General features: G+C 49.4%; 16 protein-coding genes. 10 read left to right on the top strand and 6 right to left on the bottom strand.

Annotation, left to right across the window (positions count from 1 at the left end):
* Window position 1: 1 nt before the first annotated feature.
* Window positions 2-1,024 (top strand): quinone-dependent dihydroorotate dehydrogenase, encoded by a 1,023-nt coding sequence (locus DFR27_RS04595; RefSeq protein ID WP_121876293.1) that lies wholly within the window; start codon window positions 2-4, stop codon window positions 1,022-1,024.
* Window positions 1,025-1,030: 6 nt separating this feature from the next.
* Here the strand turns inward: DFR27_RS04595 and rmf are convergent, their stop codons facing one another.
* Window positions 1,031-1,210: a ribosome modulation factor gene (rmf, locus tag DFR27_RS04600; RefSeq protein ID WP_121876294.1), complete on the bottom strand. Its 180-nt coding sequence runs from the start codon at window positions 1,208-1,210 to the stop codon at window positions 1,031-1,033.
* A 147-nt stretch (window positions 1,211-1,357) separates the two neighbouring features.
* On the opposite strand from rmf, the gene rlmKL reads away from it, so the two are divergent.
* Window positions 1,358-3,514: a bifunctional 23S rRNA (guanine(2069)-N(7))-methyltransferase RlmK/23S rRNA (guanine(2445)-N(2))-methyltransferase RlmL gene (gene rlmKL / locus DFR27_RS04605; RefSeq protein ID WP_121876295.1), complete on the top strand. Its 2,157-nt coding sequence runs from the start codon at window positions 1,358-1,360 to the stop codon at window positions 3,512-3,514.
* A complete protein-coding gene (locus DFR27_RS04610) occupies window positions 3,507-3,740 on the top strand; it encodes a glutaredoxin family protein (RefSeq protein ID WP_121876296.1) in 234 nt (77 codons plus the stop codon). Before rlmKL ends, DFR27_RS04610 begins: the two co-directional genes overlap by 8 nt.
* On the opposite strand, the gene DFR27_RS04615 is transcribed toward DFR27_RS04610, so the two are convergent.
* On the bottom strand, window positions 3,724-4,524 hold the full coding sequence (locus DFR27_RS04615) for a TatD family hydrolase (RefSeq protein WP_170150777.1): 801 nt from the start codon (window positions 4,522-4,524) through the stop codon (window positions 3,724-3,726). The genes DFR27_RS04610 and DFR27_RS04615 overlap by 17 nt on opposite strands.
* 14 nt (window positions 4,525-4,538) lie before the next feature.
* Window positions 4,539-4,973 carry a universal stress protein gene (locus DFR27_RS04620; protein WP_121876298.1) on the bottom strand — a complete coding sequence of 145 codons (435 nt, stop codon included), beginning with the start codon at window positions 4,971-4,973 and terminating at the stop codon, window positions 4,539-4,541.
* Between the two features lie 83 nt (window positions 4,974-5,056).
* Here DFR27_RS04620 and DFR27_RS04625 point away from each other — a divergent pair, with 83 nt between their 5' ends.
* From DFR27_RS04625 to DFR27_RS04640, 4 genes are all read left to right on the top strand, one after another.
* Window positions 5,057-5,509 (top strand): hypothetical protein, encoded by a 453-nt coding sequence (locus DFR27_RS04625; protein ID WP_121876299.1) that lies wholly within the window; start codon window positions 5,057-5,059, stop codon window positions 5,507-5,509.
* 78 nt (window positions 5,510-5,587) lie between these two features.
* Complete coding sequence (gene topA, locus DFR27_RS04630; RefSeq protein ID WP_121876300.1) at window positions 5,588-8,230, top strand: type I DNA topoisomerase; 2,643 nt, start codon at window positions 5,588-5,590, stop codon at window positions 8,228-8,230.
* Window positions 8,231-8,629 (top strand): hypothetical protein, encoded by a 399-nt coding sequence (locus DFR27_RS04635; RefSeq protein WP_121876301.1) that lies wholly within the window; start codon window positions 8,231-8,233, stop codon window positions 8,627-8,629.
* 75 nt (window positions 8,630-8,704) lie between these two features.
* Complete coding sequence (locus tag DFR27_RS04640; RefSeq protein ID WP_121876302.1) at window positions 8,705-8,959, top strand: hypothetical protein; 255 nt, start codon at window positions 8,705-8,707, stop codon at window positions 8,957-8,959.
* A gap of 90 nt (window positions 8,960-9,049) precedes the next feature.
* Here DFR27_RS04640 and lexA read toward each other — a convergent pair whose 3' ends face one another.
* Window positions 9,050-9,685, bottom strand: a complete 636-nt coding sequence (lexA, locus tag DFR27_RS04645) for a transcriptional repressor LexA (RefSeq protein ID WP_121876303.1) — start codon at window positions 9,683-9,685, stop codon at window positions 9,050-9,052.
* A gap of 151 nt (window positions 9,686-9,836) precedes the next feature.
* Between lexA and DFR27_RS04650 the strand changes: the two genes are divergently transcribed.
* The 3 genes from DFR27_RS04650 to DFR27_RS04660 all read left to right on the top strand — a co-directional run bounded on the left by DFR27_RS04650 (window position 9,837) and on the right by DFR27_RS04660 (window position 11,368).
* The gene (locus DFR27_RS04650; protein WP_121876304.1) at window positions 9,837-10,469 is read left to right on the top strand and encodes a TetR/AcrR family transcriptional regulator; all 633 of its coding nucleotides are present in this window, start codon (window positions 9,837-9,839) and stop codon (window positions 10,467-10,469) included.
* 4 nt (window positions 10,470-10,473) lie between these two features.
* On the top strand, window positions 10,474-11,019 hold the full coding sequence (locus DFR27_RS04655; protein ID WP_121876305.1) for a hypoxanthine-guanine phosphoribosyltransferase: 546 nt from the start codon (window positions 10,474-10,476) through the stop codon (window positions 11,017-11,019).
* A gap of 139 nt (window positions 11,020-11,158) precedes the next feature.
* On the top strand, window positions 11,159-11,368 hold the full coding sequence (locus DFR27_RS04660; protein WP_121876306.1) for a cold-shock protein: 210 nt from the start codon (window positions 11,159-11,161) through the stop codon (window positions 11,366-11,368).
* A gap of 102 nt (window positions 11,369-11,470) precedes the next feature.
* Here the strand turns inward: DFR27_RS04660 and DFR27_RS04665 are convergent, their stop codons facing one another.
* Window positions 11,471-12,727 carry a CsiV family protein gene (locus DFR27_RS04665; protein ID WP_121876307.1) on the bottom strand — a complete coding sequence of 419 codons (1,257 nt, stop codon included), beginning with the start codon at window positions 12,725-12,727 and terminating at the stop codon, window positions 11,471-11,473.
* Window positions 12,728-12,729: 2 nt separating this feature from the next.
* Window positions 12,730-16,155: a transcription-repair coupling factor gene (gene mfd, locus DFR27_RS04670; protein WP_121876308.1), complete on the bottom strand. Its 3,426-nt coding sequence runs from the start codon at window positions 16,153-16,155 to the stop codon at window positions 12,730-12,732.
* Between the last annotated feature and the right edge of the window lie 108 nt (window positions 16,156-16,263).

A 16,263-nucleotide genomic window follows, 5' to 3' on the forward strand; every position in this document is an offset into this window, starting at 1 on the left:
TATGTTTTCTCTCGTTAAGCCATTGTTGTTTAGTATGTCAGCGGAAGCTGCGCACGATCTAACGATCGACGGACTTAGCGCGCTCGGGCGCCTAGGATTAGTCAGCTTAGCGGGTAAGCGCAGAGTTGACGATCCTTATACTTGTATGGGGTTGAACTTCCCGAACCGAGTTGGGCTTGCTGCGGGTTTGGATAAGAATGGTGTCGCGATTGATGCTTTCGGAGCCATGGGTTTCGGATCGGTTGAAGTCGGTACGGTCACGCCGCGTCCTCAGCCAGGTAATCCAAAGCCGCGTTTATTCCGTTTAGAGGAACACGGCGCGATTATTAATCGAATGGGCTTTAACAATGCAGGGGTAGATGCACTCGTAGAGCGTCTCGCCGCAAGAAAATTTGATGGCGTGGTTGGTGTCAACATTGGTAAGAATTTTGACACGCCCGTTGAAGAAGCAGCCAGTGATTATCTTCATTGTCTAGATAAGGTCTACGCTTTCTCCGATTATGTCACGGTTAATCTTTCGTCGCCTAATACGCCAGGACTTCGTGAGCTGCAGTTTGGCGCAAAGTTAGATGAGCTACTGGGCCAACTGCGCGAGCGTCAACTTCAGCTTCAAAGCCAGCATCAGCGTTACGTGCCCATCGCCGTGAAGTTAGCACCAGATATGGAAGATGATGATCTTCGTCAGGTTGCCGATCAAATTGTTGCTTCTGAGTTGGATGCCGTGATCGCTACCAATACCACGCTGGATCGTTCTGCTGTTAATGGTCATCCGCTAGCAGGCGAAGCGGGCGGCTTGTCGGGCTCACCACTCACCAAAAAAGCAGCGCATTGCTGTCAGGTATTGAGCGATCAGTTAGCGGGTAAGATTCCATTGATTGGAGTGGGTGGCATTAACAGTGGTGAAGTGGCGGCAGAGCGAATTGAGGCGGGAGCAGACTTGGTACAGATTTATTCGTCATTCATATACCAAGGACCTGAGCTAATTAAAGATGCCGCGAAGGCCATTAAAAAGCTCAGATCTTAACAATCCTTAGTGACGGTCAGGGTCGACCTCCCATTGGTCTGCTCTGGCCTGTCGCCAACCACCTAGCCATTCGAGCCGATGATCCTCCTGAGAGTGGGGACATTGTTCACGTGATTTGCCCTTCATGCCGGCGTTATATCCTTTATCGTAGGCGCGTTGATTCATATCTCGTTTTTGTCGTTTCACTGGCGAACCTCCAAATTGTTATTCAGGTGTTACAATTCAATTAAAGCAGTGGGCGAGAACGCTTTCCACTCGAAGCGACGAACGGCTGTAATGAGTCCGCTCAATTGCGAAACTTGTCACGAAACGTGACACTAATTTAGGAACAACATGATGTCGGCAAACTACACATTAATCGTAACCTGCGCTGGCGGCCTTGAACGCCACTTAGCGGATGAAATTCAGCAGATTCTGCCAACGGCTGAGGTCACGCAAGCACTGGGTCAAGTTAGCCTAGAGGGTGGTATTGAAGAGATATACCGTATCTGTTTGTGGTCACGCGTTGCATCGCGAGTGCTTCTACAGTTGGCGAGTGCACGCGTTAATGATGTTGAGGAGCTCTACGACGTAGCAGCCAGTATCCCTTGGCTTGCCCATTTAGGTCCAGAACACAGTTTCTCGGTAGATTTTCGCGGTATGAATAAGTGGCTGCGTCATACTAACTTCGGCGGTCTTAAAATCAAAGACGCGATCGTAGATGTGATTCGCAACACCACTGGCGAGCGGCCTAACGTGGATACCGAAGATCCCGCTATACGAGTGTATGGTCATCTCCAACGCGATAAGTTCTCTGTGGGTATCGATATGTCCGGTGGCGGACTCCATCGCCGAGGCTATCGGGCAGGAGGGGGCTTAGCACCGCTGCGCGAGACACTCGCCGCAGCACTACTCTATCAATGTGGATGGCCAGCGCTTGCTGCGTCAGGTGGTTCCTTCCTCGACCCAATGTGTGGTTCAGGTACGTTCGTGGTGGAAGCGGCAATGATGGCAACGGATATGGCGCCGGGCCTTAATCGCGAATCCTTCGGTTTTGAACAGTGGTATCGACACAGCGATAGTATTTGGGAAGCCATTTATCGTGAAGCAGTTACCCGTGATCAGCAGGGGCGAGCTGCTTACGAGGGCCAGGTGATTGGTCTGGATCTTTCACACAAGGCGCTTCAAGCCGCCCAGCGGGCTGTGGCGGGCGCTACCTTAGGTCGCTTCGTTAAAATCCATAAGCATGATATCAACGATGAGATTGATCCAGCCTGGACAGCGAACTTGGTGCTGACCAACCCTCCGTATGGTGAACGCATAGGTGAAGAGGCGGAGTTGGCTGGACTCTATCAACAATTGGGGAATCAGGTTGCCGCCTTGCCAAATGTTGAAACATTTGGCGTGTTTAGCTCGCGAGTGGACCTTTGCCAGCATATGCCATTGCGTTCGCCAAAGCGTAATAAATATCAGAACGGTGATATTGAAGCATTCTTGCTTCGTTTCGATCTGTCTTCTGAATCCAGTAGGGGCTATGGTAAACCGTTACCAACGGCCATTTACGAGCGAGAGCGGCTATCCGAAGAGGGGCTCATGCTCTATAACCGCTTGAAGAAGAATCAGAAACAGCTAAAAGCGTGGATAAAGCGCGAAAACATCAGTTGTTACCGTGTCTATGATGCCGATCTGCCGGAGTTCAGCGTTGCGATTGACGTCTACGGTGATCAGCTTCATGTTCAAGAATATGCGGCGCCGTCTACCATCCCTGAAGCGAAGGCTGCGGCACGATTCAAGATCGCCTTAACGGCTATCTCTGCCGCGTTCAATGTTCCGCTAGCTGAGTTGCATAGTAAAGAGCGCCGCCGTCAGAAGGGTACGGCTCAATACGAAGCAACCCCCGAGTCGAAACGCTTTTTCGTGGACGAATTCGGACACTCCATTGAAGTGGAATTGGCTTCGTATTTAGATACTGGCCTCTTCCTTGATCATCGCCCATTGCGAAAACGAATCATGAATGAAGCCAAATCAAAGCGCTTTTTGAATCTTTTTTGCTACACCGCCGTGGCATCTTTGCATGCTGCGATGGCTGGAGCCAAGACAACCAGTGTTGACATGTCTCGCACCTATTTGAACTGGGCGAAGGACAGTTTCCGTCGCAATTACGTGACGCTCTCTCAGCATGAATTTGAACAGGCTAACTGTGTGGAATGGCTGGCGACCGCTACCGGTGAGTACGATATCATTATGTTGGATCCACCAACCTTCTCTAACTCGAAGCGAATGAGTGATGTCTTCGATGTGCAAAAAGATCATGAGAAGTTGATAGACGATACGATGCGACTGCTTGCGAAAGATGGCACGCTTTATTTCTCGAACAACTATCGAAAATTCAAGCTAGCGCCAGAATTAAGTGACCGCTATGTCATTGAGGATATCAGTCCGTCCACCATTGATGTTGACTTTAAGCGTAACCCCAAGATTCATCAGTGCTGGATAATTCGCCATGGCTAGTGGTTTGACCTTAATGCATACAGAGTACTGTCATCTTTGTGAACAGGCCTTGGCGCTTATTCGTTGTTACGCGCCTTCAACACCGCTAACGTTAGTTGATATTGCTACGAATGAAGAGTTGATGGCGCGTTATGGCGTGCGAATTCCAGTAGTGGTGCTGGGAACAGAGGAGCTAAACTGGCCGTTTGACGGTGCGCAACTCAGCGCATTTATCGCGGCCAATTAAAGAGCGCATTGACGTTCGCTTCGGAAGCGCTGCGAACGGTCTCGAGAGGAACATTTTTTAGTCGCGCCACCGTTGCGGCAATATGAGGGATGTGGCTTGGCATTGCGCATCCCGACTTCGGTTTCGGGCGAAGATCACGAGCGATTAGGTAAGGGGCATCAGTTTCAAGAATTAAGCGATCCAGCGGTAGGTAGTTAAGGGCCTCAACAAGCGCCTGATTTCGTCGCTCATCGCAAAGCCAGCCAGTAATGCCAATATAGAGCCCTCTATCTAGGTAGCTCTGCATTTCAGAACGACCTTCCGTGAAACAATGTGCTATCCCAGTCGTAATCTCAAATTTTTCCAAACACTGTTCAAAGGTCTTGTGCGCTTCGCGCTGATGAAGATAAACGGGAAGTTGAAAGCTTTTGGCTAACTCAAGCTGCGCTTCGAAGGCCTTTAGTTGATCTGTTTTGCTTTGTAACATTCTGGCAAAATCCAACCCGGTTTCGCCCACTGCGCAGATTCGCTGATTGGTGGCCAAGGCTTCGTGAGCACGGCTTATTAGCGCAACGAGTGCTTCCTCTGACGCGTAATGTGGGTGTAGGCCAAACGTGGTTCGCCAGTTGATCTCGTTGGGTGGAGAAGATTGATTGAACAGATAGTCGGACAGCTCAGTGGCGATACACAGCCAGCGATCTACGCCACTCTGGCGCGCACTGTCAATCATCGCTTCACGGCGCTTTTGTAAACGAGGGTTAGACCAATTTACCCCAGCATCCGTGAAGCTCGCTTTTGGCTGCAAAATAAACCGGCTGTTTAGTCGCTAACGCGAACCGCAAGTACGTCGCAGGAAGCGCCGTTCAGCATACTATTAGCCGTTGAACCGAACAGCATAGAAAGACCAGCACGACTGTGACAGCCCACAACGACTAGATCAGCTTCTATTTCATCGGCCAATGCACGAATTTCCGCCTCCGGTTGACCAATAAGAATGCGGCAGTCGTAGTCTGGAATATCGAAACGCTTCGCGATGACGGCGATACGTTTGGCACTTTGTTCCTTAATTTGTTCTTGAACGTCGCTCATGTCCAAGGGAATATCTCCACCATAGGCCAGTGCTAGAGGTTCGACAACATGTGCTAAGGTAATTCGAACGTCATGTTCGTTGCTTAGTGCTTTAGCGCGTTTTACCACCTCTGGTGAGTGTTCAGTGAGATCTAGTGCAACTAATACTTTCTGGTATTGGCTCATGGGCGGCTCCTCGGTCGCATTCGCTATCTTTTCATGATATAAGACTCAGCCATGAATAGGCAACGATTAAGTTCACGACACCAATGACTATCTATTTGATTATCTTTTTCGCAGCTTGCCTAGTATTGGGCGGCATTGCGATGATCAAGCCTTCGAAGCGCGAACAACAGTTATCGCGGCTCCGACAAGTTGCGTTGAGTAAACGTTGGCAGGTGGCCGTGGAGAAGGATTCCCGTACCAATGAGTTCATAACCGTCTACCGGTATCAGGATAACGACAAACGGACCTTTAGAATTTGGCGCTGGCGGCATCGTTATCGCGACGATTTTCTTCAGGTGCCGGAGTCAGTGAGTGACTACATTAAGACTGCGCTTTATGAAGACGAGCGCTTCATCGAGCTATCAACGTATGAACGCGGGATCGTGCTGAAATGGCACGAATTTGGTTCGGATGAAGGCGTTGCAAAATTATTAGATGACTTGCTAACTTGCCTTAATGCTTCTATTAATGCTAACAATAGAAAAAATGAAGGCTAGTGTTAAAGAAGACCAAATTAAGCTCTGTAACGAAGAAATACAGTTAACTACTCAAAAAATTAGGTGACCAATCCACTTATGGGAAAGTCTTTAGTTATTGTCGAGTCGCCAGCTAAGGCGAAAACGATCAACAAATATCTAGGTTCTAAGTTTGTCGTAAAGTCGTCCGTTGGTCACATCCGTGACTTGCCGACTAGCGGCAATACTTCAACCACCACGCCGGCTGAACGGGCGAAGCAAGCTGCTAAGACCCGAAAAATGAAACCTGCGGAAAAAGCGGCGTACCAAAAAAAGAAGGCGCATGATCAGCTTATTCGCCGAATGGGAATTGACCCGAATCATGGCTGGGACGCCCAGTATGAAATCTTGCCACGTAAAGAAAAGGTGGTTGAAGAATTACAAAAGCTCGCTCGCAATGCTGACACCATCTATCTCGCGACGGATTTGGATAGAGAAGGGGAGGCCATTGCTTGGCACTTGAGGGAGACCATTGGTGGTGACCCTGAGCGCTACCAGCGGGTGGTGTTTAACGAAATTACTAAGACCGCAATCCAAGAGGCTTTTGAAGAGCCCGGTAGACTTGATATTGACCGAGTCAACGCACAGCAAGCACGACGTTTTCTGGATCGTGTTGTGGGGTTTATGGTCTCCCCGCTACTTTGGAAAAAAGTTGCTCGAGGCCTTTCGGCAGGGCGAGTTCAGTCGGTTGCTGTCAAGCTTTTGGTTGAACGAGAGCGCGAGATTCGAATCTTTGTGCCGGAGGAATTTTGGGATCTTTCTGCCTTCCTAAAGTTTCAGGGCGACACGTTTAAATTTGCCCTCAACAAAAAAGACGGCAAGGAGTATAAGCCAACCAGCGGCGCCGAGGCGGCGGAAGTAAAAGCAGCCCTTGAGGCGAGTGACTATACCGTCAGTGCTCGCGAAGATAGGCCAACGAGTTCGAAACCTTCTGCACCGTTTATCACTTCCACGCTTCAGCAGGCAGCTTCAACGCGACTAAGTTTCTCCGTAAAGAAGACGATGACACTGGCTCAACGACTTTACGAAGCCGGTTATATCACTTACATGCGAACCGATTCGACCAACCTGAGCAAAGATGCCGTAGAGAGTTGTCGCGCGCTGATTAGCGATAACTTTGGTGAAGCCTACTTGCCGAAAACGCCGAATAGTTATGGCTCAAAGGAAGGCGCTCAGGAAGCTCACGAAGCGATTCGACCCTCTAGCATTGACGTGCTTGAAGAGCACCTGGAAACCATGGAACCGGACGCACGTCGACTTTATGCACTCATTTGGCGTCAATTTGTTGCCTGCCAAATGACCCCAGCTCGCTATAAGAGTACTCGAATTAAAGTTAATGTTTCAGGATATGAACTCTCTCTGAAAGGGCGAATCGTTGAATTTGATGGTTATACCAAGGTATTACCCGCGATGAGCAAAAAGGATGACGATATAGTTCTGCCCGATATGCAAAGCGGTGATGCCCTGGCGTTAGCTGAAGTGGATGCGAAGCAAAATTTCACCAACCCGCCGGCACGCTACTCCGAGGCGAGCTTGGTTCGTGAACTTGAGAAACGCGGCATCGGTCGTCCATCAACGTATGCTGCTATCATTTCTACCATTCAGGACCGCGGTTATGCTCGGGTTGAAAATAGGCGCTTCTACGCGGAAAAAATGGGCGATATCGTTACCGAGCGCCTGTCTGAATCATTCGCTGAATTAATGAACTATAACTTCACTGCCGATATGGAATCACGACTTGATGATGTCGCGCTTGGAAAGCTTGATTGGAAGCAAGTCCTTGATGAGTTCTACGAACAGTTCCAGGGTGAGTTGACTCAAGCGGAGAGCGAAGAGGGCGGAATGCGCGCTAATGAGCCAGTGGCCACTAGCATCGAGTGTCCAACCTGTAGTCGTACCATGCAAATTCGAACCGGCAGTACCGGCGTGTTCTTGGGCTGTTCAGGCTATAACCTGCCACCTAAGGAACGCTGCAAAACTACCATTAACCTGGTCTCGGGTGATGATGTGGTGTCTTCTGATGGTTCTGAAGAGGCCGAGTCGGCCCTTATTCGCAGTAAGCGGCGTTGTAGTATCGATAACGCCACAATGGATAGCTATCTCATTGATGAGGGCCGGAAACTGCATGTTTGTGGCAACAATCCAGATTGTGACGGCTATGAGATTGAAACGGGATCTTTCCGTATCAAGGGCTACGATGGCCCCACCATTGAATGCGACAAGTGTGGCGCCGAAATGCAGCTTAAAACCGGCCGCTTTGGTAAGTATTTTGGCTGCTCTAGCGAGAGCTGTAAAAACACGCGCAAGCTGCTTAAGAATGGCGAAGTGGCACCACCGAAAATGGATCCCGTTCCAATGCCTGAGCTTAAGTGCGACAAGGTTGAGGACTTTTACGTTTTGCGTGATGGAGCGTCCGGCATGTTCCTCGCGGCCAGCGGCTTTCCAAAGAATCGTGAAACTCGTGCGCCGTTACTGAAAGAAATTCTCCCGCATCGTGACGAGATCGATCCGAAATATAATCATTTTTGGTCGGCACCGGTGGTAGATAGCGACGGCGTGCCGGTTACCATTCGCTTTTCTCGTAAAACGAAATCCCACTACGTCCAAAGCGAGGTTAACGGCAAACCGAGTGGCTGGCGCGCTGAGTACGATGACGAGGCGTCACGCTGGGTAGTGAGTGACAAGAAGAAAAAGGCGAAGTAGATGGACTATGCCCAGGCGCAGCGTGAGTTACTTACTCTGCGCCATATTCTTGAGCGAGGAATGTCTCAAGGCAACTTAGGTGAACTTGACTATCAGGCGCTTTGGGCGCGTTTTTTGAATGCGCTCGCCATCCTCTATCAGCTTCCTCGTGCAGCCTTGGACGGGCGTGATAAGATTTCATCCCTGCCATTCGAACTTGGCGCTTTGGTTGTTTTGCAGTATGAAAATAATTCATGGCTGCAAAAACTGCTGAAGGTTGCCCGTTCAACCATCTCAGCTAGCCAGATCATTGGTTCAGACCGCGAAAATCAACCCCTCGATGATTCGGAAATTGAGCGCTCTGTCACGACATTCATCGAGCAGCTTGAACTTCAGATAAATCTCCAATTTGAAGCGTGAAATTGATTTCTTAATGATGTTATAGTGGTTTCTACTACTGCAGTGGCTCGATAAATATAACAGTTAGGGGGTCGTATGGACGACGAAGTATTTGAGTTGGTTGAGTTAAGTTCGGGTACCATCGCCCTTAAGCGTCACGGTGATGATTCAGAGAATGCCGAATGTCTAATCAAGATTGAAATTGGCCCTGAGATCGAAAAGAACTTGAGTGTAGAGCGAATGGAGTTTGTACGAATCATGCTAGAGGCGGGCTTTTCCGAAGCAGCTGATCGTCATCAGAGTCATTATGAAGAGGAATTACCACTTCAGCACTCACAGTTACTGCACTGAACTTCTCATGCCCCGTAAATGAAAAAAGCCCGTTCTAAGAAGACGGGCTTTTTAATGTAAGTGCGCTTAAACTGCTTGAGAATGACTTCCCTAGTGTCGTCTGATTACACCTACGCTAATTCCTTCAATATCAAAATCCTGACAACTCAAGTCTACCTCTATGGGCGAATACTCTTCATTCTCGGCATGGAGGAGTATCTTTGCGGCGCTCAGCTTTTCGTAGCGCTTGACCGTCACTTCATCATCGATTCGCGCAACCACAATATCGCCATTGCGGATATTTTTAGTTTGATGGACGGCGAGGAGGTCACCGTCATGAATGCCGATATCGATCATTGAATCACCCTGAACGTTTAACATGTAGTTGGCTCGTGGGTGGAAAAAGTCCGGTGATACCGGGCAGTGAGATTCTACGTGTTCTATGGCGAGTACTGGGGAGCCTGCTGCGACTTTACCAACGATGGGGAGTTGGTTGTCGTTAGCGGCAGGAACACTGAGCTCGGCGGCCTCAGGATTAACAAGTATGCGTAAACCACGGGAGGTTCCAGCAATCTTTTCAATCGCGCCCTTACGCGCTAGCGCTTTGAGGTGCTCTTCGGCCGCGTTGGCAGATTTAAAGCCCAGCTCAGCCGCAATCTCCGCGCGAGTAGGGGGTAAGCCAGTATCAGCGATATGCTTGGCTAGCACATCAAGTACATCCTGTTGGCGCTTGGTAAGTTTAACCATGGTTTTATGCCTGTTTGTTTATACAGTAATGTAACTATATACAGGTTTTGCTGACGCTGCAACCTTAACAAAAACTTGTTGTTTTACGGGCTGATGAACTTGACGTACTAATAATTCAAACGTATGTTTGAATTATTATTCAGGGAGTATTATGAGTACCACATCACTTCGTATTTTGGACCAGGCGGAACGGCTTTTTGCCGAGCAGGGTTTCAATGAAACATCGCTTAGAGCCATTACCTCCGCAGCTGAAGTAAATATCGCTTCGGTCAATTACCACTTTGGCTCCAAGAAGAATCTGATTCAGGCGGTGTTTAATCGCTATTTGGAAGATTTTTACAGCGGCTACAATGAGCAAATATCGGCACTGGCAGTTGATAGTCAAGCGGTAACACAACGACAAGCCATCGAGGCGGCCATTATTGCCATGTTGGGCAGGGATTTGAACGTTGCCAGGGCCCGACGCTTCATGATGTTGTTACGGCATGCCTATGCACAACAGCAGGGGCACTTACGACGATTCATTCAGGATCACTACAATGATGATTATCGTCGAATGATTCAGCACTTGGCAGGCAAAAAGCTGCAAGATGGAGCGAAGTTAAAGTTCTACTGGCGGCTTCAGTTCTTAATGGGTGCAGCCATGTTTTCCCTCGCTGAGTTCGATACATTGGATGCCATTGCCGATGCTCAGTATCACGAACGAATCTCTACCCATGAGCTTCTCGACTTGTTTATCCCAACTGCTTTAGCTATTTTAAATCCTCAATCAGAGGAGTGCTAAAGCAATGACGGCCATCAATACACCTGGATTCATGGATCAGGCTGAGTGTCTCTACGATCATCAGACGGTTTGCGCCTCAATTGAAGTGCTTGCAGCGAGCTTGAATCACGACTTTGCCGATAAACAACCGGTGGTGCTTGTAGTGATGACGGGTGGCGCAATTGTAGCGGGCCATTTGTTGCCGCAACTGAGCTTTCCGCTTGAGCTTGATTATATTCATGCTACCCGTTACCAGGGAAAGATGACCGGTGAAAAGGTGCGCTGGTTGGTGCAGCCTCAGATTTCGCTGATAGGTCGTGATGTGCTAATTATCGACGATATCCACGATGTGGGGCTAACCCTCGGCGAGATCAATTCCTACTGTATGGAGCGGGGGGCTACCAGTGTGACCTCTGCAGTACTACTCCTTAAGAATCACCCCCGTAAGGCATCGGTACCCTGCGATTATCACGCGCTTGAAGTCGATGATCGCTTTGTGTTCGGTTTTGGTATGGACTACAAAGGTCTATGGCGAAATGCCCCCGGGATTTTTGCGCTGCCTAAAGCCTAGCTATTGTACCTCGTTGCATATTCCCGTCAGCGGTTGAATAGGACTTGACAAGTTTGCCCTCGCAATAAACTATTATACATAGCGCACTTCGGTGGCTAATAATAACTCGAAATAAAAATAATAAGATGAGGCTGTTAAAATGGATGCTCGTGAAATCGGCACTGTAAAGTGGTTCAATAATGCTCGTGGTTTTGGCTTTATTCAGCGTGCTGACGGGGAGGACGTATTCGTTCACTACCGTTCTATTCAAGGCGAAGGCTATAAAACCCTAGACGAAGGTCAACAGGTTGAGTATGACATGGTAACGGGAGATAAGGGCTTGCAAGCTGAGCAGGTTGTACCTGTTTAGACAATTAACTACCCGTTTCGGTGTTTGCTTGAAGAACGAAAAAAACCGTACTCACTATCATGAGTACGGTTTTTTTATAGCAGTGGGATTTGATTGATGGGGCTATTCGCTCTCGGCGACATCATCGGCCAGCGCGGGAAGCAAACTATCCATCAAGGCCTCCCGTTCTTCGTATCGGGTTAATTTCACCACTACACCAAATGCCGGGTGATCAACGTAATATTGAACGCCTGATCGCATTCGTTGGGTTGTGTTTAAACTAAAATGCCGAGTGGACACCCAAGTTTCTGACCCAGCTGGATTGTCGTCAAGGGAGGGTATCATTAGTCCTGACGTGATAGGCGAGTTAGTGTTAAAGCTAAATGGGTCAGTCTCTGCCGTATCCGTAGTAGGCAGTTCAACCTCATTGACGCGGATAGTTCGGGGCGGGATTGATGGCAAGTGCTCAGTGAGTTCATCGTCGCTAAGTGCCAATTTAAAGGTGCTCATCCAGAGATCTATGCCGGCATGAACATAGCGCTGCTGACGATCGAGTTGAATGGTACCCTCTAGCTCGAAGTGCTCGCCGAGTTGTCTTCCACCCAGAACTACTATTGGCTCACCGTTTGAGGCCGGGGGAATATACTGGTGCCACGCAGAGTGATGGAGCACTCTATAACGATTGGCTGTCAGTCGTGAATCAGAAAGCTCGTAGAGATCTTCGTCAAGGGGGACATACTCGGCGAAGTGTTGAACCAGTTGAGTAATTTCGTTGAGGTCAATTTGCCACTGCGGTAGGGAGGCTTCCGGTTCCCATAGTTCATTCATGCTTTGGCGATCATCGCTTGCTGAATTGGTTGCCGCGGTGTTCAAGTTAGCTTCAGTGCTTAAGATGTTATTCTGTTGCCATAGTTCGTGTAGTTGATTTACCCAGTCACGAAGCGGTGGCGCTACGGCTAACAGGTCGCTCGGTGACGGTTCAGCTGAGCTCACATCGGACAGTATCAACTGGTCTGGCGCGAGCGGGTTCGTGTCAGAACTGTCATTGACCGCTAGGTCGATCTCAGTCCCCGTGCCTGTTGGTGTCGTTGCCAACGGTGAGCTATTGACTGCTAGCTCGTTGTTGGGCTTGATTGCGTATGCGCTCTCTAGCTCATCAGCCAGTAATTGTTGAGTGACGGCGGCTGCGGGTTGAAGATGTATTGCGTTAAGGGGGTAACTTAACGGCGGTGTTTCTGGCCAGCGTTCACTGTTTATGTCTGCCTGATTTCCTTGGGTGAAGACGAGCAATTCCACCCGATACCAGTTCTCTGATCCATGACTAGGTAGACTCAGGATTGCAGTGCTTAAGAGCGCTAGGCAACGAAGTTTTACTCGCATATTTATGAGGCCTGTGTTGTTTTACTTAGATGGTCGATGAGATCGTTTACCCACACCAAACGTTGTTCTCGATCCTCCAATGGTAACCCGAAGCGGAGCTCGTTGGCACCTTGTAGACTGAAAATTCGTGACTGCTGTTGGACTAACTGAACAATTTGCAGTGGTTGTATCGTAGTAGCGTCGGCAAAGACAATTTTACCACCCGTTGCGGAGCATACGAGCTTCTTAATCCCAATAGTTTGACAGCGCTGACGTACTTCGTTGACGTCGAAGAGGCGCTTAGTGGGTTGTGGTAAAAGTCCAAAACGGTCAATGAGCTCAATCTGCAAGGCACGGAGCTCGGCGGGGGTCTTGGTGTTACTGATTCGTTTATACAGTACTAAACGCTCGTTGACATCGCCTACATAATCATCGGGGATGAGTGCTGGTATCTGCAGGTCGACCTCGCCAGTAGTTTGGAGCCCTTCAAAGCCAGAGGGGCTTCGTCCAGCTTTGATGTCGGCGACGGCTTGTTCCAGCATATCAATATAAAGGCTGAAGCCAACCGAGTGTATCTGGCCGCTCTGTTGATCGCCTAGTAGTTCACCCGCGCCGCGAATCTCTAAGTCGTGGGTCGCTAGCGTAAATCCTGCCCCGAGTTCACCGGTATTCGCAATGGCATCAAGGCGCTTTTTAGCGTCTTTCTTCAGGCCTTTATAGGGCGGTGTTAGCAAGTAGGCATAGGCCTGGTGATGTGAACGGCCAACTCGCCCTCGCAGCTGATGGAGTTGAGCGATACCAAACTTATCGGCTCGGTGAATAATGATTGTGTTGGCATTGGGGATATCGATGCCCGTTTCAATGATCGTAGTACACACGAAGACGTTAGTACGACGGTGATAGAAATCGGACATTACGCGTTCTAGCTCGCGTTCACGCATTTGACCATGGCCAATACCTATTCGCGCCTCAGGAACCAATGCTTTGATTTCTTCGGCGGTGCGCTCGATGGTGGTGACTTCATTGTGCAGGAAGTAAACCTGACCACCGCGAAGAATCTCCCTTAAGATAGCTTCCTTGATCAGATTGTCATCATTTTCTCGGACGAAGGTATTGATCTTCAAGCGCTTGGCTGGGGGCGTGGCGATAATCGATAAATCGCGCATACCGTTCATGGCAAGATTCAAGGTTCGGGGAATGGGCGTGGCGGTCATTGTTAAGATATCGACCTCCGCGCGCAGCGACTTAATGCGCTCCTTTTGACGGACGCCGAAGCGATGTTCTTCGTCAATAATCAACAGGCCCAAATCGTCAAACTTTAGCGATGATTGCAACAGTTTATGGGTGCCAATCAAGATATCGATCTTACCTTCGGCGAGGGACTCGCTGATTTCCTTAATAGCCTTGTCACTCTTAAAGCGAGAGATAACCTCAATACGAACTGGCCAATCTTTGAAACGATCAATGAAGTTATCGTAATGTTGTTGGGCGAGCAGGGTTGTTGGAACTAAAATCGACACCTGTTTGCCAGCGTGAACGGCGACGAAGGCGGCTCGCATAGCGACTTCTGTCTTTCCGAAGCCTACGTCACCGCAGACTAATCGGTCCATGGCACGGGGGGCCATCATGTCGGCCACTACGGCGTTGATCGTTTTTTCTTGGTCAGGTGTTTCCTCGAACGGGAACGACGCGGCAAACTGTCCCAGTGCAGGGCCAGGATCTGGAAACGCAAAGCCTTTCTTTGCTTCTCGGCGGGCGTAGATATCCAGCAATTCAGCCGCCGCATCACGCGCCTTTTCAGCGGCTTTTTGCTTGGCATTATTCCACGTTTCACTCCCCAGGCGATGCAGGGGTGCTGAATCAGGGTCTGAGCCAGAATATCGGCTGAGTACATGGAGGCTGGCGACCGAAAAGTAGAGCGTGGCATCGCCGGCATATTCCAGCGCAACCAATTCAATAACTTCGCCATCGATGGTCAGGTTCTCTAGGCCGCGATAGCGGCCAATTCCGTGCTCGATATGTACTACTGGATCGCCAACTTCAAGCTGACTAAGGTCGCGGATAATTAGGCTGTCATCGCTTACCGCTTCGTTACGACGCCGAGTTTGGCGAACCTGAAGGCCATAGAGCTCGGCATCCGTAAAAACTTGAACTCCGGCCGGGGTGATTGTGCCCTCATAAAAGGGTGAAGCGAGGAGGTAGCAGCTTGCGGTGCTCTGATCGGCAATGTCGTCCCAGTGTTCCACTAACTCAACCGCTATGGCAGCTTTACGAAGTTGCTCGTCCAGCAGTTCTCGGCGACCTAAGGAATCAACACTTATTACCACAGGCTTGCGCTGCTTGCTCAAGTGTTGTTTGAGGATCTCAAGCGGTTGCTCACGGCGTCCGTCAATGGATACGCCTAGATCGCGAATAGGGTTCCGTTCATCGATGGCCAATTGATATCGTGCAAAGGCCTTAATTCTGGCCATGCTCTGGTCCACGGGATGAAAGGCCAAATGGGGCGCGAGAATAGGACGCTGTGTATCGCCGCGGAACTGCTCGTAACGACTGCTTATATCCCGCCAATGACGATCCAAGGCGCTGCTAATGTCGCCAACTAAGCAGAGGTGACTATCGGTAGGGCAGTAGTCCAGAATAGAAGTGGTTTCATCGAAGAATAGGCTTAGAAAATATTCAATGCCCGGTGTTGTTAAGCCATTGATAATGTCTTGATACATAGGCACGGCGTTAAAATCCACGTCGAACTGCTCATGCCAGGCTTCCTCGAAGGCAAGCCGATGATTACGATCTGTAGGCACTTCTTGTGCCGGGAGTAATTCTATGAACTCCACCGCGCGAGTAGTGCGCTGACTGTCGACATCAAAAAACTTGAGTGTTTCTATTTCGTCGTCGAACAAGTCAATACGAACCGGTTCGCTTGTACCCATTGGAAAAATATCTATAAGGCTGCCGCGTACGGCATACTGGCCGTGATCTCTCACAATCTCAACGTTCTGATAGCCACTTCGTCCTAGTTTGGTGCGGAGTTGTGCTACATCGAGCAGCTGCCCCTTTTCCAGTTTGAGAGCACGAAGCTCAACGTAGTCGCAGGGCGGAAGGCGATTGCTCAGCGTGGCAGCGGGAATGATCAGTACGCCCCGTTGCAAGCGCGGGAGCTCATTCATTGCCTTCAAGCGGTCAGAAATAATGTCCTGGTGTGGCGAAAACTGATCGTAAGGAAGTGTTTCCCACTCTGGAAAGTTAATGACCGAGTATTGGTCTCTGGCTAAATAGCTCAGTTCATCGCTCAGTTGCAGAGCCATTGACGCGTTGGCGCAAATGACGACTAATAATTTCTGCTGTGTGCACTGCCATTCATGCAAGGAAAGGGCGATGCCAACACCGTGTAAATCAGGCCATTTGGATATTCGCGCTGGAGAGTTAGCGAACGGCAAACTAGGGGGCATAGTAGAGTTTCCTGACAATTTGGTAGTAACAGACCATAGCGAGTTTATCACTTTTACAAACTAAGCATAAGTCAAATAAATGGCTATATTGTTGAATGAAACTGGCGT

It is taken from the genome of Umboniibacter marinipuniceus (assembly GCF_003688415.1).
In the GTDB taxonomy this organism is placed as follows: Bacteria; Pseudomonadota; Gammaproteobacteria; order Pseudomonadales; family DSM-25080; genus Umboniibacter; species Umboniibacter marinipuniceus.